Here is a 17605-nt window from a genome sequence, read left to right as displayed (position 1 = left end):
TTGTGGGGATTTCGAGATCAGAGACGGTTGGTGTTGCGGGTCGGCTGTTGGTGACGGCTATGCCTGTTGTGTCGCCGTGGTGTCGGGTTCTGGCGTTGGGCTGGTTGTGATGGCGCTCTAGGGATTTCGAGACTGAAGACAGCTGGTGTGGCGGGCCGACTTTCGCAACAGGGCTGGGCGAGACACGTTTTCGGTCGGCTCAATGTCTCCAGCAGCGCCTAGATCGGAGACTCTGGGTGTCGTACAGGAAAGAGCGTGGCCCGCGACATCAGTTGTCGCGGGCCACGCTCTGTTCGTAACTACCTCAGCTGTAGATCTTCTCGACCTCGGAGGCGTACTGCTTCATGACCACCGCGCGCTTCAGCGACATCTTCGGGGTCAGCTCGCCGGTCTCCTGGGTCCAGTCGACAGACAGGATGCGGATCTTCTTGATCGCCTCGGCGTGCGACACCTTCTTGTTGGTTTCGGCAATCGCGGCGTCGACCTCCGCCACCAGCTGAGGGTTCTCGATCAGCTTCTCGATCGGGGTGTCCGCGGGCAGGTTGTGGCGTTCCTTCCAGCCCGGCAGCGCCTCCGGGTCGAGGGTGATCAGCGCACCGATGAACGGCTGGCCGTCGCCGACCACCATTACCTGGCTGATCAGCGGGTGGGCCCGCAGCGAGTCCTCCATCATCCCGGGGGAGACGTTCTTGCCGCCTGCGGTGACGATGATTTCCTTCTTACGGCCGGTGATAGTGAGGTAGCCGTCGGCGTCGATGGCGCCGAGGTCACCGGACTTGAACCAGCCGTCCGCGAAGGCTTCCTCGGTGGCCTGGGGGTTGCCCCAATAGCCGTTGAACACCACCGATCCGCGCAGCAACAGCTCGCCGTCCTCGGCGATCTTGATCGCGTGGCCCTCGATCGGCTTGCCGACGGTGCCGACCCGGATGTTCTCCGGGGTGTTCACGGTGATAGCCGCGGTGGTCTCGGTGAGTCCGTAGCCCTCGTAGATGGTGACGCCGACGCCGCGGAAGAAGTGGCCGAGGCGCGCGCCGAGCGGTCCGCCGCCGGACACCGCAGCCTCACACTGTCCGCCGAGTGCGACGCGCAGCTTGCTGTATACGAGCTTGTCGAACAACGCGTGCTTGAGCTTCAGGCCGAGCCCGGCGCCGCCGTTGTCGATGGCCTCGCTCCAGGCGATGGCGGTTTCGGCGGCCGCGTCGAAGATCTTGCCCTTGCCGCCGTCATGCGCCTTCTGCTTCGCGCCGTTGAATACCTTCTCGAACACCCTCGGCACCGCGAGGATGAAGTGCGGGCGGTAGCTGCCGAACTGCTCGACCAGGGTGGACCAGTCGGAGGTGAACGCGACGATGACCTTGGCGTCGAACGCGGCCAACGTCACGCCGCGCGCGAAGACGTGCGCCAGCGGCAGGAACATCAGCGTCTTCTTGCCCTCGGTCACGTACTTGTCGAGGGCGATCCGGTCGGACTTCGACTCGGCGTAGAGATTCGCGTGCGAGAGCATGACGCCCTTGGGGCGTCCGGTGGTGCCGGAGGTGTAGATCAGGGTGGCGGGCGAGGCCGCGTTGACCTGTGCGCGGCGCCCGTGCACGGCCTCGTCATCCAGTTCGGCGCCGCGGGTGATCAGATCGTCGATCGCGCCCTTGTCGATCTGCAGGGTTTCCTTCAGATCGGTCAGCGCGCCCGCCTCGATCTCGTCGATGATCGCGCGGTGCTTGTCGCTGTCGACCACCAGCAGCTTGGTGGCGGAGTCCTGCAGGATCCACTTGGCCTGCTCGGCCGCGGAGCTGTCGTAGATGGCGACGGTGCAGCCACCGGCGGCCCAGATGGCGAAGTCGAGCACGGCCCACTCGTAGCGGGTAGGGGCCATGATGGCGACGCGGTCGCCGAGTTCGACGCCCGAGGCGATGATGCCCTTGGCAACGCCGGTGACCGTCTTCGCGAATTCCGCGGCGGTCACATCGGCAAAGCCGCCGTTGCCATTCGGGATGTTGAAGAGCACCGCGTCCGGCGATTGCTCGGCGTGCCGGAAGACGTTATCGGAATTGTTCGCGTCTTCCGGAATGGTGTAGGAAGCCGGGACTTCGAACTCTCGCATCAGTGCCCTTCCACGTGGTTTTACTCGCCAGTAATCTACGACACCTGAGACCGGGCCATCCGCGCGACCACCGAAAAGCGGTCTGGTTCGGAAAAGGTAGCCCGATCGAGGTCTTAATCGTACGCAGTCTCGTCGGCCTGTCGTCGGTGTTGCGCGTAGCCGACGACAGCGAGGTAGCTGCTTATCCTAGGTCGCGCTTGGAGACCGGTTGAATCGCTTCGCGCAAGAATTCGGCCAGCTCGGTCAGTGCCGCAGCGGCGGGCGCGACGAGCGCCGCCTGGAGTTGCGCGACATGCCACAGGCCTTGCGTTTCGGTGAACCGGACGTGCGCGCCCGCGGCTCGCAGGTCGGCCACGAAATCGACGCATTGCGTGTGCAGCAGCTCGCTCTTGTCGACCTGAACATACGTCGGGGGCAGGCCGTGCAGTTCGCCGGTCAGCGGAGCGTAGCCGGGGTCGGTCGAATCGCCGCCGCCGAGATAGGCGGCAGCGCAGGCGCGCGACCACGGCTTGCTGATCACCAGATCGCGGTCGCGCTCGGGGATCCGGTTCGGATCGGTCCATGGCGCGATCAATCCGAGCGCGGCCGGGGTATGTCCGTGCTGGGCGATCAGCCGCTGCGCCGTGGCCAGCGACAACCCGCCGCCCGCCGAATCACCGGCGAGGGCGATCCGGTCCGGACGGTAGCCCACGCTCTCGACCAGCTCGAGGAACGCCATTTCGGCGTCGTCGAGTCCGGCGGGGAACGGGTGCTCCGGTGCCAGCCGGTAGTCGAGAACGTAGACGGTACAGCCGGTTTCGTGCGCCAGTCGGGCGGCCAGCGAGCGGTGCGTCGCGAGCGAGCCGACCGCGTAACCGCCGCCGTGCAGGTAGAGGACCGCGCCCCCCGCGGCATCTGCCGCGCCCCGCTGGGATTCGGAGCCCGCAGTGATCCGTTCGGCGGGTCTGCCGCCGAGGCGCAGCTTGTGCACGCGAGTTCCCGCGGGCAGCGGCTGCGCACGGGAACCGATATCGAGCAACAGGCGCTGCAACCGCCACGGCATCCGCTCGTTCAGCGTCACTCGGTAGATCGGACGGAGCACCACCCGTGCGACGGGCAGTGGCAGGTTGATGTCGCGCATGGTTTTTCCTCGACTGTGCCTTGTCGGGATCAGGGCAGGAACGGGCGGTTCACCACGGCGGCGATGCGCTGGTAACCGGAGGCGGTGACACGGACGAACAGGTCGAGCGCCTTCGCCTCCCAGCCGATCAGTACCCGGCCGTGTCCCTTGCGCACGCCCTCGGTGATGGTCTGCGCGGCCATTTCCGGGGTGTGGATGGCCAGCTTCGAGTCGAACATCGCCGCGGCCTTCTTGCCGTCGATACCCGCGGCGTAGGTGGAGTTGCGCGCAACCGCGGTCTTGATGCCGCCCGGGTGCACGCACGTCACCTGCACCGGGTGCCTACCGACCAGCATTTCCTGGCGCAGCGACTCGGTGAACCCGCGCACCGCGAACTTGGCTGCGTTGTAGGCACTCTGGCCGGGCACCGCGATCAGGCCGAACAGGCTGGACACATTGATGACGTGTCCTTCGCCGGACTCGATCAACATCGGCAGGAACGCCTTGGTGCCGTTGACGACACCCCAGAAGTCGACGTCCATGATGCGCTCGATGTCCTTGAACTCCGAACGGATCACCTCGCCGTGATAGGCGATGCCCGCGTTGTTGTAGACCTGGTTGACCTTTCCGAAGTGTGCCTTCACGTCGTCGGCGTAGAGCAGCACCGCTTCGCGCTCGGCCACATTGATCCGGTCCGACTTCACCTCGGCGCCCAGCGCCGCACAGCGGCGCACGGTTTCGGCAAGGCCCTCGGTGTCGATATCGGACAGCGCGAGCGCGGCGCCGCGCTTGGCGAGGTTCTCGGCGAGCGCGCGGCCGATGCCGGATCCCGCACCCGTGATCACACAGACCTTGCCCTTGAAGTAAGCGTCTTTGCTCACTGACCTGCCACCACTTTCAGTTTATTTCGGGAGTTATCGCTGGTCGTTTCGTAGGCGGCGACATCGAATGTTTTTGTGAGCCTACGGAATTCGAAGGTGAAGTCAGGCCACAGCGTGGTGTTGTTGCCGTGCTTGTCCAGGTACCAGCTGGAGCAGCCGCCGGTGTTCCACACGCTGCCTTCCAGTTTGCTCTGCAATTTCGCGTTGTAGGCGTCCTGCTTGTCGCGGCGCACTTCGACGGTCCGCAGACCCATGCGGTCGATGGTGGCCAGCGCGTCGGCGATGTAGTTGATCTGCGATTCGATCATGAACACCATCGAGGTGTGGCCGAGGCCGACGTTCGGGCCGAGCAGGAAGAACATGTTCGGATAGTTCGCGATGGACGAGCCCTTATAGCCCTGCTGGCCGATCTCGTCGAACACCTCCGACAGGGTGCGCCCGTCCTTGCCCGCGATGGTGTTGTAGGCAGGCGAATCGGTGACGTGGAAGCCGGTCGCCACGATGAGGGCGTCGATCTCGCGTTCGGTGCCGTCCTTGGTGACGATCGAGTTCTCACGCACCTCGGCGATGCCATCGGTGACCACGTCGACATTGTCGCGGCCGAGCGCCGGGTAGTACTCGTTGGAGATCAGCATGCGCTTGCATCCGATCCGGAAGTTCGGGGTCACCTTGGCGCGCAGCTCGGGATCACGGATCTCGAGCTTCAGCTTGGCCTTGGCGATCAGCTCGAACGCCCGCATCAGTGCGGGGATCTTCGCCAGGCCGACGACCTGGGTTTCGCGGGCGGCGTAGATGGCGGCGCGCGAGAGGCGCTGGGCGCCGGGGATGTGTTTGAAAGCGAATCGCTCGGGCAGCGTGTACGGCCGATCCATGCGCGGCAGCAGCCAGGGCGCGGTGCGCTGGTAGACGTCGAGCTGTGCGACCTCGGTCGCGATGGAAGGCACGATCTGGATGGACGAGGCGCCGGTGCCGATGATTGCGACGCGCTTACCGGACAGATCGGCGTCGTGGTTCCAGCGGGCGGAGTGGAAGATTTCGCCCTTGAAGTTGTTGATGCCCTTGATGTCTGGCAGGGCGGGCTCGCACAGCGCGCCGACCGCGGAGACCACGGTGTCGGCGGTGAAGCTGCCCTTGCTGGACTCGATCTCCCACTGCGAGGTGTCGTTGTTCCAGCGCGCGGAGGTTACGTCGCAGTCGAAGAGGTGTTTGTCGCGCACGTTGTACTTCTCGGCGACGCCCTGGATGTACTGCTGAATCTCGCCCTGCTTGGAGAACGAGCGTGACCAGTTCGGGTTGAGCGCGAAGGAGTACGAGTACAGGTGCGAGGGCACGTCGCAGGCGGCGCCCGGGTAGGTGTTGTCGCGCCAGGTGCCACCGACATCGCCGCCGCGCTCCAGGACCAGGTAATCGTTGCGGCCCTGCTGGCTCAATCGAATGGCCAGGCCGAGGCCCGCGAACCCACTGCCGATGATGATCGTCTTGACATGTCGTGCGGGGCGGTTGGCGACAGCTTTGTCTGTAACCTTGCGACTCATGTAGGTGAGGGTACGGGCTTATTGAGCACGAGTCAACAGTATTGACTGCCGTTCAGTAGGATGGTCACGTGAGTAGCAAAGGCACCGGCGAAGCCGTGAAGCGCACCAGGCTCAGCCCGGACGAGCGCCGCACGCAGTTGATTACCCTGGGTGCCAAGATGCTCGGCGAACGAGCTATCGAAGACATCTCCATCACCGAGATCGCCGAACAGGCAGGCATCTCCCGTGGCCTGCTGTTCCACTACTTCCCGACCAAGCAGGATTTCCAGCTCGCGATCGTGCACCATGCGAATGCCGAACTGCTGGAACGCGTCGCCCCCGACCGCTCGCTCGGCGCCTTCGACATGCTGCGCGACTCGATCGACCGCTACATCGCCTACGTCAGCGAAAACCGCACGTCCTACCTCGCGCTGCTGCGCGGCCCCGCCAGCACCAGCCCACTCCTGGTCACCCTGGTAGAGGAAACGCGCAACGCCATCGTCGGCATCATCCTCACCGAAGCCCCTGTCCCCGTCGACGACACCGACCGCCCCCGTCTTCTCCTGGCCATCCGAGGCTGGATCGCCTTCGTCGAGGAAACCACCCTCAGCTGGCTCCGCGACGAAACCATCACCCGCGACCAACTCGTAGATCTCCTGGTCGAATCCCTACTCGCCCTCGCGCTTTCGCTCAGCCCCGCACTCGCCGCCGCCCTGCGCGGCTGATTCACCCCCGGAGGACTTGCTCCGGTCGATATACCCTGACGTATGGGTCTGTCGCGGCGGGAGCTGTTGAGATTCGGGACCGCCGGGTCGATCGCGGTGCTCGTAGGGGCATCGGCGGCTGGTAGCGGGCGGTTTCGGGCGCCACGGTGGCTGGGGGATCCGTTCAGCTTGGGGGTGGCATCAGGGGATCCCACCTCGGATGGCGTGGTGTTGTGGACTCGGCTGGCTCCAGATCCGTTTGCTCCGGACGGGCTCGGCGGGATGGCGCTGGCTCCGGTGACCGTGGAATACGAAGTCGCGCATGACGAGTACTTCCAGCGGGTGGTGGCGCGGGGTAGCGCGGTCGCGACGCGCGCGCTCGCCCATACCGTGCATCCCGAGGTCCATGGCTTGGCGCCGGATCGCTGGTACTTCTATCGGTTTCGCGCGGGATCGGTGATCTCGCCGATCGGCCGGACCCGCACCGCGCCGCCGCCGGGACAGCCCACCGCACGCATGCGGTTCGCGTTCGCCTCCTGCCAGGCGTGGACCGCGGGCTTTTTCACCGCGTACGAGCATATGAGCGCCGAAGACCTCGATCTGGTCGTGCATCTGGGGGACTACATCTACGAGCGTGGCTGGAACCGTGGTCGTGAGGGCATGACGGTGCAGCCGCAGTTTCGTGACGAAGCGGTTGATCTGCCCGGCTACCGACTGCGCTACGCGCAGGCCAAGGCCGAGGAGCCGCTGCGTGCCGCGCACGCCGCGTTCCCGTGGCTCGTGACCATGGACGATCACGAGGTCGACAACAACTGGGCGGCCGACGCGCCAGGGCTCGGGTTCGATATCCATCGCATTCCCGCGCTGTTCCGTCGCCGCCGAGCCGCTGCCTTCCAGGCGATGTACGAGCACCAACCACTGCGGATCGGGCAGCTGCCGTCCGGGCCGACCATGCATTTGCATCGGCGCTACGCATTCGGTGACCTCGCCGAGATCACGATGCTCGATACCCGGCAATACCGCTCCAGGCAGGCATGTGGCGACGGCAATATCGGCGCCGACTGCGCTGAGCGGTTCGCGACCGATCGCACGATACTGGGTAAGCGGCAACGAGATTGGCTGGTCGACGGGTTCACCCGCTCCACGGCCCGCTGGCAGATCATCGGCAATCAGGTGGCGATGGGACAGTCCGACTATGACCCCGGTCCAGGCACGGACTTGGGCGCCGACGCCTGGGACGGATACGTCGCCGACCGCAACACCGTGCTCGGCGCCGCCACTGACCGCGGCGTCCGAAACCTCGTCGTCATCACCGGCGACCGGCACCACAACTATGCCGCCGATCTGCGCCGGGACTACTCCGACCCCGAATCACCTGTCGTCGCATCGGAATTCACCGGAACATCGATCACAAGCGGCGGCGACGGCGCCGACATCAACGCCACCGGACGCAACCTGCTCGCTGCCAATCCCGATATGAAATTCTTCAACGCACAACGCGGCTACGTTCGCGTCGAACTCGACCACGGCGTGTGGCGCAACGACTTCCGCGTCGTTCCCTACATCCGACGGCCGCACGCGCCCATCCACACCCGCGCCAGTTACGTTGTGCAAGACCGGGTACCGGGCGTCACGGAGGCGGCGAGGCCCGGCACTCCGAGTGGCCCGGAATTCGGCACTGCCGGCCCGCAATCGCAGCCACGGTAAGCCGAGTAGCCCGGACGGGTGGTGTGCCACTCGTCGAGCGAGAAGCTCATGCGCTCGACGAGAAGGCGTGCCTGAAAAATCCTGATGCGCTCTACACTCGGCGGCATGTCTCTTCGACGGTTGATCGCCCTCTGTGTATTCGTCCTGCTCACCTCCTTCGGCGCGGTCGCCTGCACCGTCGAAGGGGCCGGCACCAAGTCCGACTGCAACGTCGGCGGTTGCACGGTCACCTTCACTCGCGGCGTGAATGCCAAGGCCACCATCCTCGGCATCGACGCGGAACTCGTTGCCGTAAACGGGAACCTGATCACCCTGAAGGTAGGCGGCCAGGAGGTCACCATCCCTGCCGGGGAAACCCAGCCCACCAACGGCGTCAACGTCACGGTCCAGGAAGTCACCGACGAAAAGGTCGTGGTCAAATTCGCCACCGGCATCACCACCGGTAGCTGACCACAGCACCAGCGCCGGTCGGCCGCGACCGCCTTCGCCTACGAGAGCGGGCTCTGCGAACCGGCAACCGGCAGGAACCGTCGCGGGAGTAGGCCAGCCGACAAGCTACGCATCACAAGTCCACACGCAGCAATGGGTCATCGGACCAAGGGTCTCCGTACTTCTCATACGGATCGCCGAGCTCGCGCAGGCGCTCCCTCCCGCCGTCGGTGATAGCTGCCCGGAACACCTCATTCGAGCCGATGTCGTCCTCGGGGACACTCATATAGCCCGCGACCCCGTTGTACCCATGTGCAATGCGATCCATCGCCACGTCAATGGAAACATCCCACGGCTCCCACGATCGGCCGCCGCCTGGAAATGCGCCGAGCTGGATATATCCACGTTCAGCAATTTCTCTTATTATTTCGAGGACTTTGGATCGAGAATATATTTCGGGTGAAATCTTCTTGACATTACCATCGAACTCGGCGACCGCCGCCCAATCGTCGGATATGCCGTACAGGAGGAAATTCTCCAGCTTCTCATTCATGGCCGACTTCACTTCGACTGGGTTCCTGTTCATGGGATGTTCGGTAGTGTGCAGCCACGCTGCGCGCCAGATGTACCTTAAAAGGCTTCCGTTCGCCTGGGGCTTTCAAGTCCATTGTAACTCCGCCGGACACGCTTTTGTCTCTGATTCTAATTTCTGTTCCATCGGCTAGCCGTACACCTTTTCCGGGATAGGTGCCGATATTCATTGGTTCGCCATTGCGTGACATGTCCTCGTATAGCGAGCGCATGTCCTGGACGGTATCAACTTCCCAGTGTGGCGCAGGCTCTCCCGGTCGTGCGCGAGCACGGAGCATGTCTCGGACCTCCGCCACACTGCTCGGTGCGTGCTTGGTCGAGGCTCCAGCGCTGCCGCTATCCTCGTTCCGGTCGGTCTTGAATTCTTGACTTTTTTCGGCGGGCGAAGGCTTTACTTTATCGGCCGTGTCTCTGTTCCGTGCGGTCATCAGATCGAAGTCGGAGTTGGAAACCCTGACGTAGCCTGTCCGGTCGGCATGCTTTATTTTTTCGACCAAATCGCCCAGGGGTCGTCGTACGCCGTCTTGGATATCATGCGCGGCTCCGCTGCCTTCTTTGACGAGGCGTAGAAGGTCGGCCATGGCATCGGCCATTGCCTGTGCCGGATTCCGACCCATCATGCTACTCAGCTCCGCCAATTCTATTGCCGCCCCGGCGGATCGCAGCCGCTGGTCACGGCGCAACAGATTAGTATCAGCTATTCCCGATGGTGGGAGTTCTCATGCGGGTCGAATGGGCAGCTGAATAGCAGAACGCCGGGTCGAATCGCTCTGGGATAGAGGCGGATTCGACCCGGCATCGGGTTATAGACGAGCCAGCGAACTAGCTGGTCGGCTCGAAGGCTTCGTCGATGATTTCCTGCTGTTCCACCGCGTGCACCTTGCTGGAACCCGAGGACGGAGCCGACATGGCGCGGCGCGAGATCCTACGGAGCTTGGTGAAGCGGTCGGGGAGGATTTCCGGGAGGTTGAGGCCGAAGAAGGGCCAGGCGCCCTGGTTGGCCGGTTCCTCCTGGACCCACGCGATGTCGGTCGCGTTGGGGTAGCTGGCGAGGGCCTCGTTGAGGCGGAACTTGGGCAGCGGGTAGAGCTGCTCGATCCGCACGATGGCGATGTCCTCGCGGCTGCCCTTGGCCTTGGCCGCGACCAGCTCGTAGTAGAGCTTGCCGCTGGTCATCAGGACCCGCTTGACCTTGTTGCGGTCGCCGATGCCCTGCTCGTAGGTGGGCTCGTCGAACACCGAGTGGAACTTGGACTCGGTGAAGTCCTTCAGATCCGAGACCACAGCCTTGTTGCGCAGCATCGACTTCGGGGTGAAGACGATCAGCGGGCGGCGGATGCCGTCCAGTGCGTGGCGGCGCAGCAGGTGGAAGTAGTTCGCCGGGGTGGACGGCACGGCGACCGTCATCGAGCCCTCGGCACACAGCAGCAGGAACCGCTCGATGCGACCGGAGGTGTGGTCGGGACCCTGACCCTCGTGGCCGTGCGGCAGCAGCAGCACGACGTCCGACAGCTGACCCCACTTGGCCTCACCGGAGGAGATGAACTCGTCGATGATCGACTGCGCGCCGTTGACGAAGTCACCGAACTGCGCCTCCCACAACACAAGTGCGTTGGAGTTGCCCAGCGAGTAGCCGTACTCGAAGCCGACCGCCGCGTACTCGCTCAGCGCCGAATCGTGCACCGCGAACCAACCGGGGTTCTTGCTGCCGATGTTGTGCAGCGGGGTGTACTCGTCGGCCGTCTTGCGGTCGATGATCACCGAGTGCCGCTGAGTGAATGTGCCACGACGCGAGTCCTGACCGGTCAACCGCACCGCTTTGCCTTCGTCGATCAGCGTGCCGAAGGCCATCAGCTCGGCGAAGGCCCAGTCGACCTTGCCCTCGTAGGCCATCTCGCGACGCTTCTCCAGCACCGGCTTGACGCGCGGGTGCACGCTGAAACCGTCCGGCACATTGAGGAAGGCATCGCCGATGCGCTGCAGCACCGTCTTGTCCACGGCCGTCACGACGGTCGTCGGCACCTGCTGGTCGCCCTCGACCGATTCGCTCGGCTCCGGGACATACTTCTCCAGCTCGCGGACCTCGTTGAAGACTCGCTCCAGCTGACCCTGGTAGTCGCGCAGGGCGTCCTCGGCCTCTTTGAGGGAGATGTCACCACGGCCGATCAGGCTCTCGGTGTAGGCCTTGCGGACCGAGCGCTTGGTGTCGATGACGTCGTACATGTACGGCTGGGTCATCGACGGGTCGTCGCCCTCGTTGTGGCCGCGGCGCCGGTAGCAGATCATGTCGATCACGACGTCCTTGCGGAACTTCTGCTTGAAGTCCACCGCGAGACGCGCCACCCAGTCGCAGGCCTCCGGGTCGTCGCCGTTCACGTGGAAGATCGGCGCGCCGATGAACTTGGCGATGTCCGTGGAGTATTCGGTCGAGCGGCTGTTCTCCGGCGCCGTGGTGAAACCGATCTGGTTGTTCACCACGATGTGGATGGTGCCGCCGACGCGGTAGCCACGCAGACCCGACAGGTTCAACGTCTCGGCGACCACGCCCTGACCGGCGAACGCGGCGTCACCGTGCAGCATCAGCGGGACAACGGAGTAGCCCTCGGGGCCGTCACCCTTGTCGAGGATGTCCTGCTTGGCGCGGACCAGGCCCTCGAGCACCGGGTCGACCGCTTCGAGGTGCGACGGGTTGGCGGTCAGCGAGACCTCGATCTCGTTGTCGCCGAACATCTGCAGGTACGTGCCGTGCGCGCCGAGGTGGTACTTCACGTCGCCGGAGCCGTGCGCCCCCGCCGGGTTCATGTTGCCCTCGAACTCGGTGAAGATCTTCGAGTACGGCTTGCCGACGATGTTGGCGAGCACATTGAGGCGACCGCGGTGCGGCATGCCGATGATGACCTCGTCGAGCGAGTGCTCGGCGCACTGGTCGATGACCGCGTCCATCATCGGGATGACGGCCTCGGCGCCTTCCAGCGAGAAGCGCTTCTGGCCGACGTACTTGGTCTGCAGGAAGGTCTCGAAGGCTTCCGCCGCGTTCAGCCGGTTCAGGATGTACTTCTGTTGCGCGACAGTCGGCTTCGCGTGCTTCTGCTCGACCCGCTCCTGGATCCACTGCAGCTGCTCGGTTTCCAGGATGTGGGTGTATTCCACGCCGACATGGCGGCAGTACGCATCGCGCAGCACCGAGAGCACATCGCGCAGCTTCATCCGCTCCTGGCCGTGGAAGCCGCCCACGTTGTAGGTGCGGTCCAGGTCCCACAGGGTGAGGCCGTGCTGGGTGACATCGAGGTCGGGGTGGCTGCGGAACTTGTCCTTGACCAGGCGCAGCGGATCGGTGTCCGCCATCAGGTGGCCGCGGTTGCGGTAGGCCGCAATCATTTCCAGCACCCGCGAGCTCTTGTCGACGCCGCGCTCGCGCACGTCCTTGCGCCAGCGGACCGGCTCGTAGGGCACGCCGAGGCCGTGGAAGATCTCGTCGTAGAACTCGTCGCTGATCAGCAGCTGGTGGATGGTCCGCAGGAAGTCACCGGACTCCGCGCCCTGGATGATGCGGTGGTCGTAGGTGGAGGTCAGCGTCATCAGTTTGCCGATGCCGATATCGGCGATGCGCTCGTCGCTCATGCCCTGGAACTCGGCCGGGTACTCCATGGCGCCCGCGCCGATGATCGCACCCTGGCCCGGCATCAGCCGCGGCACCGAATGCACGGTGCCGATGGTGCCCGGGTTGGTCAGCGAGATGGTGACACCGGTGAAGTCCTCGGTGGTCAGCTTGCCGTCACGGGCCCGGCGGACGATGTCCTCGTAGGCGGTGTGGAACTGCCCGAAGGTCATCTCCTCGCAGCCCTTGATGGCGGCCACGACGAGGGTCCGGCTGCCGTCTTTGCCCGGCAGGTCGATGGCGAGGCCCAGGTTGGTGTGCGCCGGGGTGATCGCGTTCGGCTTACCGTCGATCTCGGTGAAGTGCCGGTTCAGGTTCGGGAAGGCCTTGACGCCCTGCACGATCGCGTAGCCGAGCAGGTGGGTGAACGAGATCTTGCCACCGCGAGTGCGGGCCAGGTGGTTGTTGATGACCAGACGGTTGTCGATCATCAGCTTCGCCGGGATGGCACGCACGCTTGTCGCTGTGGGGATAGTCAGCGAGGCGGACATGTTCTTGACGACCGCGGCGGCCGCGCCGCGCAGCACCTTCGATTCATCGGCGGCCGCGGCGGGCTTGGGCCCGCCGGAGGTGGGCGTCGCGTTCGAGGTGGGCGCCGGAGTGGTCTGGGGTGTGCGCGCGGTGACCTTGGCCGGTGCCGGTGCCGGTGCCGGTGCCGGAGCGGCGGGCGCCGGAGCGGCCGGTGCGGGCGCGGGTGTGGGGGAGGTCATAGCCGCGGGTGCCGGCGCCGGTGCGGCCTGCGCGGGCGTAGCGGTCTGGCTGTTACCGGAATCACCAGTGGCTTCGGGTGTGTAATCAGCGAGGAACTCGTGCCAACTCTCGTCTACCGAAGATGGATCCTGTTTGTACTTCTGATACATCTCATCGACTAGCCACTGGTTCTGTCCGAACTGGGAAGTTGAGCTGCTCACAGCAGGTGTTCGCCTCATTTCGTTCTTCGCGCTGCGACGTTTGTGACGTGCCCGGCACGGGGATCAGCGGATGCGCGCCGATGCGCCCTATCTGAGGATAGGCCCAGCAGCAAACCGGCGGATCTACTGACCACCCGACAGTCCCGATCCCATAGGTGACGACTCGTCTGTGACCGAGAATATTCCCCCTGTTTCCCGAGCCGCAGCCCATAGCCGGGAATATGGCCCGTCAGCGGCCACCAGCGCGGCGTGCGTGCCGATTTCCGTGATCTTCCCGTGATCGACGACAGCGATCACGTCTGCACGTGCAGCCGTGCCGAGACGATGCGCGACGACGACGGTGGTCCGGCCGCGCGCCAGCGAACGGCTCGCAACCAGTACCGATGCTTCGGTGTCGGGATCGAGTGTCGCGGTCGCCTCGTCCAGCAGCAGCAGATCGGGGCCGACCAGTTCGGCCCTGGCGAGCGCGACGAGCTGACGCTGCCCCGCCGACAACCCGCGGCCGCGCTCGCCGACGGGCTGGCGCATGCCGAGCGGGAGCGCGGCGATCATGTCGGTCGCGCCGACCGCCGCCGCGGCCGCGGCGATCTCCGCATCGGTCGCGGACGGTTTCCCGAACGCGATGTTGCTCGCGACATCGCCGGTGAAGAGGTGAGCTTCCTGCGGGACGATGCCGAGCCGGGATCGATAGTCGACGAGGCGATAGTCACGGATGTCGACGCCGTCGACCCGGATCGCGCCGGTTGCCGGACTGTCGGTACGCCCGCCATCGGCGGTGCCGTGGTCTTGATTCCGGACGCCGTGTTCGGGATCTCGGCTTGTGTCGAGGTCGTTGGGCAGGTCGTAGAGGCGGGCAAGGAGCTTGACGATGGTGGACTTGCCCGCGCCCGTCGGGCCGACCAACGCGAGCGTCGAGCCTGCCGGGATATGCAGACAGACGCCATCGAGGGCGGGTGCGTCGGTGCCCGGGTAGTGGAATCGAACACCGTCGACGGTGACCTCGCCGCGCAGTCCGTCCGTGATCGCGATCGCATCCGCGGAATCGGCGGCGATCGAGGACGGGGTGCGCAACAGCTCCCCGATCCGTCGCAGGCCGACCCTGGCCTGCTGATACCCGTCGAATACCTGCGAGAGCTGCAGGATCGGCGCGAACAGCAGCTCCAGGTACAGCACGAAGGCGATCAGCGTGCCAGGACTCGTGGTACCGCCCGCGACCTCACGGGCGCCGACGAACACCACCGCGGCCAGCGCCAGATCCGCCCAGGCGATGACGAACGCGAAGTACATCGCGATGGCCCGCTGTGCCCGCATCCGGCTGTTGCGGTAGCGCTCGGAGTATTCGGCGAACCGGTGCGCCGCGATCGGTTCGTGCCGACTGGCCTGGACCGCGCGCAGGCCGCTGACGTTCTCCTGGAAATCGGCGTTCACCGCCGAGACGTGTTCGCGCGACACCGAGTAAGCGGTCGACGAGACGCGACGGAACAGCCAGGTCGCGACGGCCAGCGGTGGCAAGGCGACCAGCACCGCCATGGCCAAGGACGCATCGATGACCAGCAGCGCGACCGCAATGCCGACCAACGTCAGGCCACCGATCAGCGTGGTCGCCAGGCCGGTCTGCAGGAAGGTCGACAGCGCGTCGATGTCGGTGGTCATCCGGGTCATGATGCGTCCGGACAGTTCCCGTTCGTAGAAGTCCAGCCCCAGTCGTTGCAGGTGGGCGTAGCTGCGCACGCGCAGGCCGTAGAGCACTCGTTCGCCGGTGCGTGCGGTGAGCACGGTCGCCGCCGCGGCCACCGCCAAGCCCGCAAGTACCAGCAGCACACCGAGCGCCGCCGCCTTGGCGAGCGCACCCGAATCCGCGTGGCCGACACCGGAATCGATCGCATAGCGGACGATCGGCGGGAAGGCGACCCCGATGAGCGCGTCCAGCGCGAGCAGGCCGATCACAATCAGCACCAGCCAGCGGACCGGCCGCAGCAGCCGAGCCAGCCGGAAGCCGGGATCGGGTTCCCGCAGTCGCCGCTGGTCCAGGCCAGGTTCCTCGGTGGCCGCTGGCAGCCGCTCGATATCGCGGCGCAACTCGGGTGTTTCGCTGAGATCGGCCGCCGCGCCCGACACCGATCCCGGGCCGCCGATCCTTGCGGGTCCGCGGCCGATTCGGGCCGGGATCTCGGGGACATCCAGGTGCTCGAGGTGGTGCGCCACGGCGGGGGCGGGCAGGCGAATGACCCGATCGGCGTGGGCGAGGGTGGACTCGCGATGGGCCAGGATCAATGTCGTGCGCCCGCCCTGATCGGGCAGTGTGTCGAAGATCGCGGCCTCGGTCACCGCATCGACCGCGGACGTGGCGTCGTCGAGCACCAGGATGCGCGGCCGCGACAGCAGCGCCCTGGCCAGCGCGATCCGCTGGCGCTGACCGCCGGACAGGGTCAGCCCGCGCTCGCCGACCACGGTGTCGTAGCCGTCGGGCAATTCGGTGATGAAATCGTCGGCCGCGGCGAGCTCGGCGGCTTGCCGGATCTCGGCGTCGGTGGCATCCGGGCTGCCGAGTGCGATATTGGCGGCGATGCTGTCGGAGAACAGGAACGGATCGTCGAAGACAACACCGATCGCGCTTCGCAGGTCGGCGGCTCGGACATCCGCGATATCGACAGCCGCCTGATGCGCGTCGGATTGCGAAGCGGTGGTGTCGTTTTCGGTGCCGAACAGGCGGATACTGCCGGAGTCCGGTGTGTAGAAGCGGGGCAACAAGAGCGAGAGGGTGGTCTTGCCGGAACCTGCGGGGCCGATGATCGCCACCGTCTCGCCGGGGCGCACCGTCAGGTCGAGGTCGCGCAGCACCGGGCGGTCGCGGTCGAATCCGAAAGTGACCGAATCTATGTCGATGCCGAGCGGGCCGTCGGGCAGCGCGGCGGGAGTAGCGGGGTCGGCGATCGTCGGCGCTGTGTCGATCACCTGAAAGACCCGTTCGGCCGCCGCGCGGGTCAGCTGGGCCATGATCACGACCGAGGTCATGGTTCGGGTGGTCGAGGTCATGGTGGCGACGTAGGCGGCGAAGGCGAGGAAGGTGCCGATGCCGATCGTGCCGTCCAGCGCGAGCAGTCCACCGAAGGCGATCACCGCCACAAGTCCGGCCTGCGGGACCGCCGACACGATGGGCGCGAACCGCGCGTTGATCCGTGCCGCGCGCATGCGCTCGGCATACAGCGTCCTGCCGTGTCGCTCCAGCACCTCGACCATGCGGGCTTCCTGCCCGAACCCCTTCACCACGCGAACACCGGTGACGGTCTCCTCGACATGCTGGGCGACCTCGGCGGCGCGCTGCTGCGCGGACCAGGTCGCGGCATACAGTCGTGGTCGCATCCGATACACCACCAGCGCGATCACCGGCACCACCAGCAGGGCGGCGGCCGCGAGCGGCGGTGACAGCCACACCATCACCGCGGCCGCGAGCAGGAACTGCAGCAGCGCGAGCCCCGACAGCGGTGCCATGGCCAGCAGCCCCTGCACCAACTGCAGATCGGTGATCGACCGGGACACCACCTGGCCGGTGCGCATCGCGTCCTGCCCGGTCCCGTCCAGTCGCTGCAGCGACCCGAGCAATTGCAACCGCAGGCTGTGCTGCACATCCAATGACAGCCGCCCCGCCAGCATCCTGCGTCCGAACGCGGCAGCGAACCGGCCGACCGCGAGCACCGCGAGCAGGCCGGCGACCACCCCGATAACGTCGGTATCACCGACCCCTGCCGCGTCGAGCGCCCGCTTGGTGAGCAGCGGCGCCGTGATCTCCACCACCGCACCGACCGCCAACGCGGCCGCGATCCCCGCGAGCAGCCCGCCGTGCGACCGGCTCTCGGCCCACAGCCTGCGCATCCAACCGCGCGGACGCACGCTCATCAGGTGTTCGCTCAAATCAGGTGCTCGCCTATCTCGGTCGTCTTCGTTCGTACGTAAGTCGACGTTAACGACGCGAACCGACACACTGTTGTTCCCCGCAGCGCCACCGCGATCTC

Annotated in this window: 11 protein-coding genes; 3 read left to right on the top strand and 8 right to left on the bottom strand. The window is 65.7% G+C overall.

The features are described from left to right. Nucleotides 1–304 precede the first annotated feature (304 nt). The 4 genes from ACFQZZ_RS20815 to ACFQZZ_RS20800 form a co-directional block, all read right to left on the bottom strand. Nucleotides 305–2098: an AMP-dependent synthetase/ligase gene (locus ACFQZZ_RS20815; protein ID WP_378683118.1), complete on the bottom strand. Its 1794-nt coding sequence runs from the start codon at nt 2096–2098 to the stop codon at nt 305–307. 181 nt (nt 2099–2279) lie between these two features. Further along, nucleotides 2280–3218 (bottom strand): alpha/beta hydrolase, encoded by a 939-nt coding sequence (locus ACFQZZ_RS20810; protein ID WP_378683115.1) that lies wholly within the window; start codon nt 3216–3218, stop codon nt 2280–2282. Between the two features lie 29 nt (nt 3219–3247). Further along, on the bottom strand, nt 3248–4078 hold the full coding sequence (locus tag ACFQZZ_RS20805) for an SDR family NAD(P)-dependent oxidoreductase (protein ID WP_378683113.1): 831 nt from the start codon (nt 4076–4078) through the stop codon (nt 3248–3250). After that, entirely contained in the window at nt 4075–5613 is a 1539-nt protein-coding gene (locus ACFQZZ_RS20800; protein ID WP_378683110.1) for a flavin-containing monooxygenase, read from the bottom strand. Before ACFQZZ_RS20800 ends, ACFQZZ_RS20805 begins: the two co-directional genes overlap by 4 nt. A gap of 68 nt (nt 5614–5681) precedes the next feature. Here ACFQZZ_RS20800 and ACFQZZ_RS20795 point away from each other — a divergent pair, with 68 nt between their 5' ends. The 3 genes from ACFQZZ_RS20795 to ACFQZZ_RS20785 all read left to right on the top strand — a co-directional run bounded on the left by ACFQZZ_RS20795 (nt 5682) and on the right by ACFQZZ_RS20785 (nt 8453). Beyond that, on the top strand, nt 5682–6317 hold the full coding sequence (locus ACFQZZ_RS20795; protein ID WP_378683107.1) for a TetR/AcrR family transcriptional regulator: 636 nt from the start codon (nt 5682–5684) through the stop codon (nt 6315–6317). Nucleotides 6318–6359: 42 nt separating this feature from the next. Continuing rightward, nucleotides 6360–8003, top strand: coding sequence for an alkaline phosphatase D family protein (locus tag ACFQZZ_RS20790; RefSeq protein ID WP_378683104.1), 1644 nt, complete (start codon nt 6360–6362; stop codon nt 8001–8003). 105 nt (nt 8004–8108) lie between these two features. Then, nucleotides 8109–8453, top strand: a complete 345-nt coding sequence (locus ACFQZZ_RS20785; protein WP_378683101.1) for a hypothetical protein — start codon at nt 8109–8111, stop codon at nt 8451–8453. A 112-nt stretch (nt 8454–8565) separates the two neighbouring features. On the opposite strand, the gene ACFQZZ_RS20780 is transcribed toward ACFQZZ_RS20785, so the two are convergent. The 4 genes from ACFQZZ_RS20780 to ACFQZZ_RS20765 all read right to left on the bottom strand — a co-directional run bounded on the left by ACFQZZ_RS20780 (nt 8566) and on the right by ACFQZZ_RS20765 (nt 17489). Next, a complete protein-coding gene (locus tag ACFQZZ_RS20780; protein ID WP_378683099.1) occupies nt 8566–8985 on the bottom strand; it encodes a hypothetical protein in 420 nt (139 codons plus the stop codon). Further along, nucleotides 8978–9706: a hypothetical protein gene (locus ACFQZZ_RS20775; protein WP_378683097.1), complete on the bottom strand. Its 729-nt coding sequence runs from the start codon at nt 9704–9706 to the stop codon at nt 8978–8980. Before ACFQZZ_RS20775 ends, ACFQZZ_RS20780 begins: the two co-directional genes overlap by 8 nt. Nucleotides 9707–9845: 139 nt before the next feature. Beyond that, entirely contained in the window at nt 9846–13610 is a 3765-nt protein-coding gene (locus tag ACFQZZ_RS20770; RefSeq protein WP_378683094.1) for a multifunctional oxoglutarate decarboxylase/oxoglutarate dehydrogenase thiamine pyrophosphate-binding subunit/dihydrolipoyllysine-residue succinyltransferase subunit, read from the bottom strand. A gap of 105 nt (nt 13611–13715) precedes the next feature. After that, nucleotides 13716–17489, bottom strand: coding sequence for an ABC transporter ATP-binding protein (locus ACFQZZ_RS20765; protein WP_378683092.1), 3774 nt, complete (start codon nt 17487–17489; stop codon nt 13716–13718). Nucleotides 17490–17605: the final 116 nt, after the last annotated feature.

The sequence above is a fragment of the Nocardia sp. GCM10030253 genome (genome assembly GCF_042675075.1).
GTDB lineage: Bacteria > Actinomycetota > Actinomycetes > Mycobacteriales > Mycobacteriaceae > Nocardia.
The sequence above is the reverse complement of the archived record's forward strand: the minus strand, read 5'-3'. Positions and strand labels throughout refer to the sequence as shown.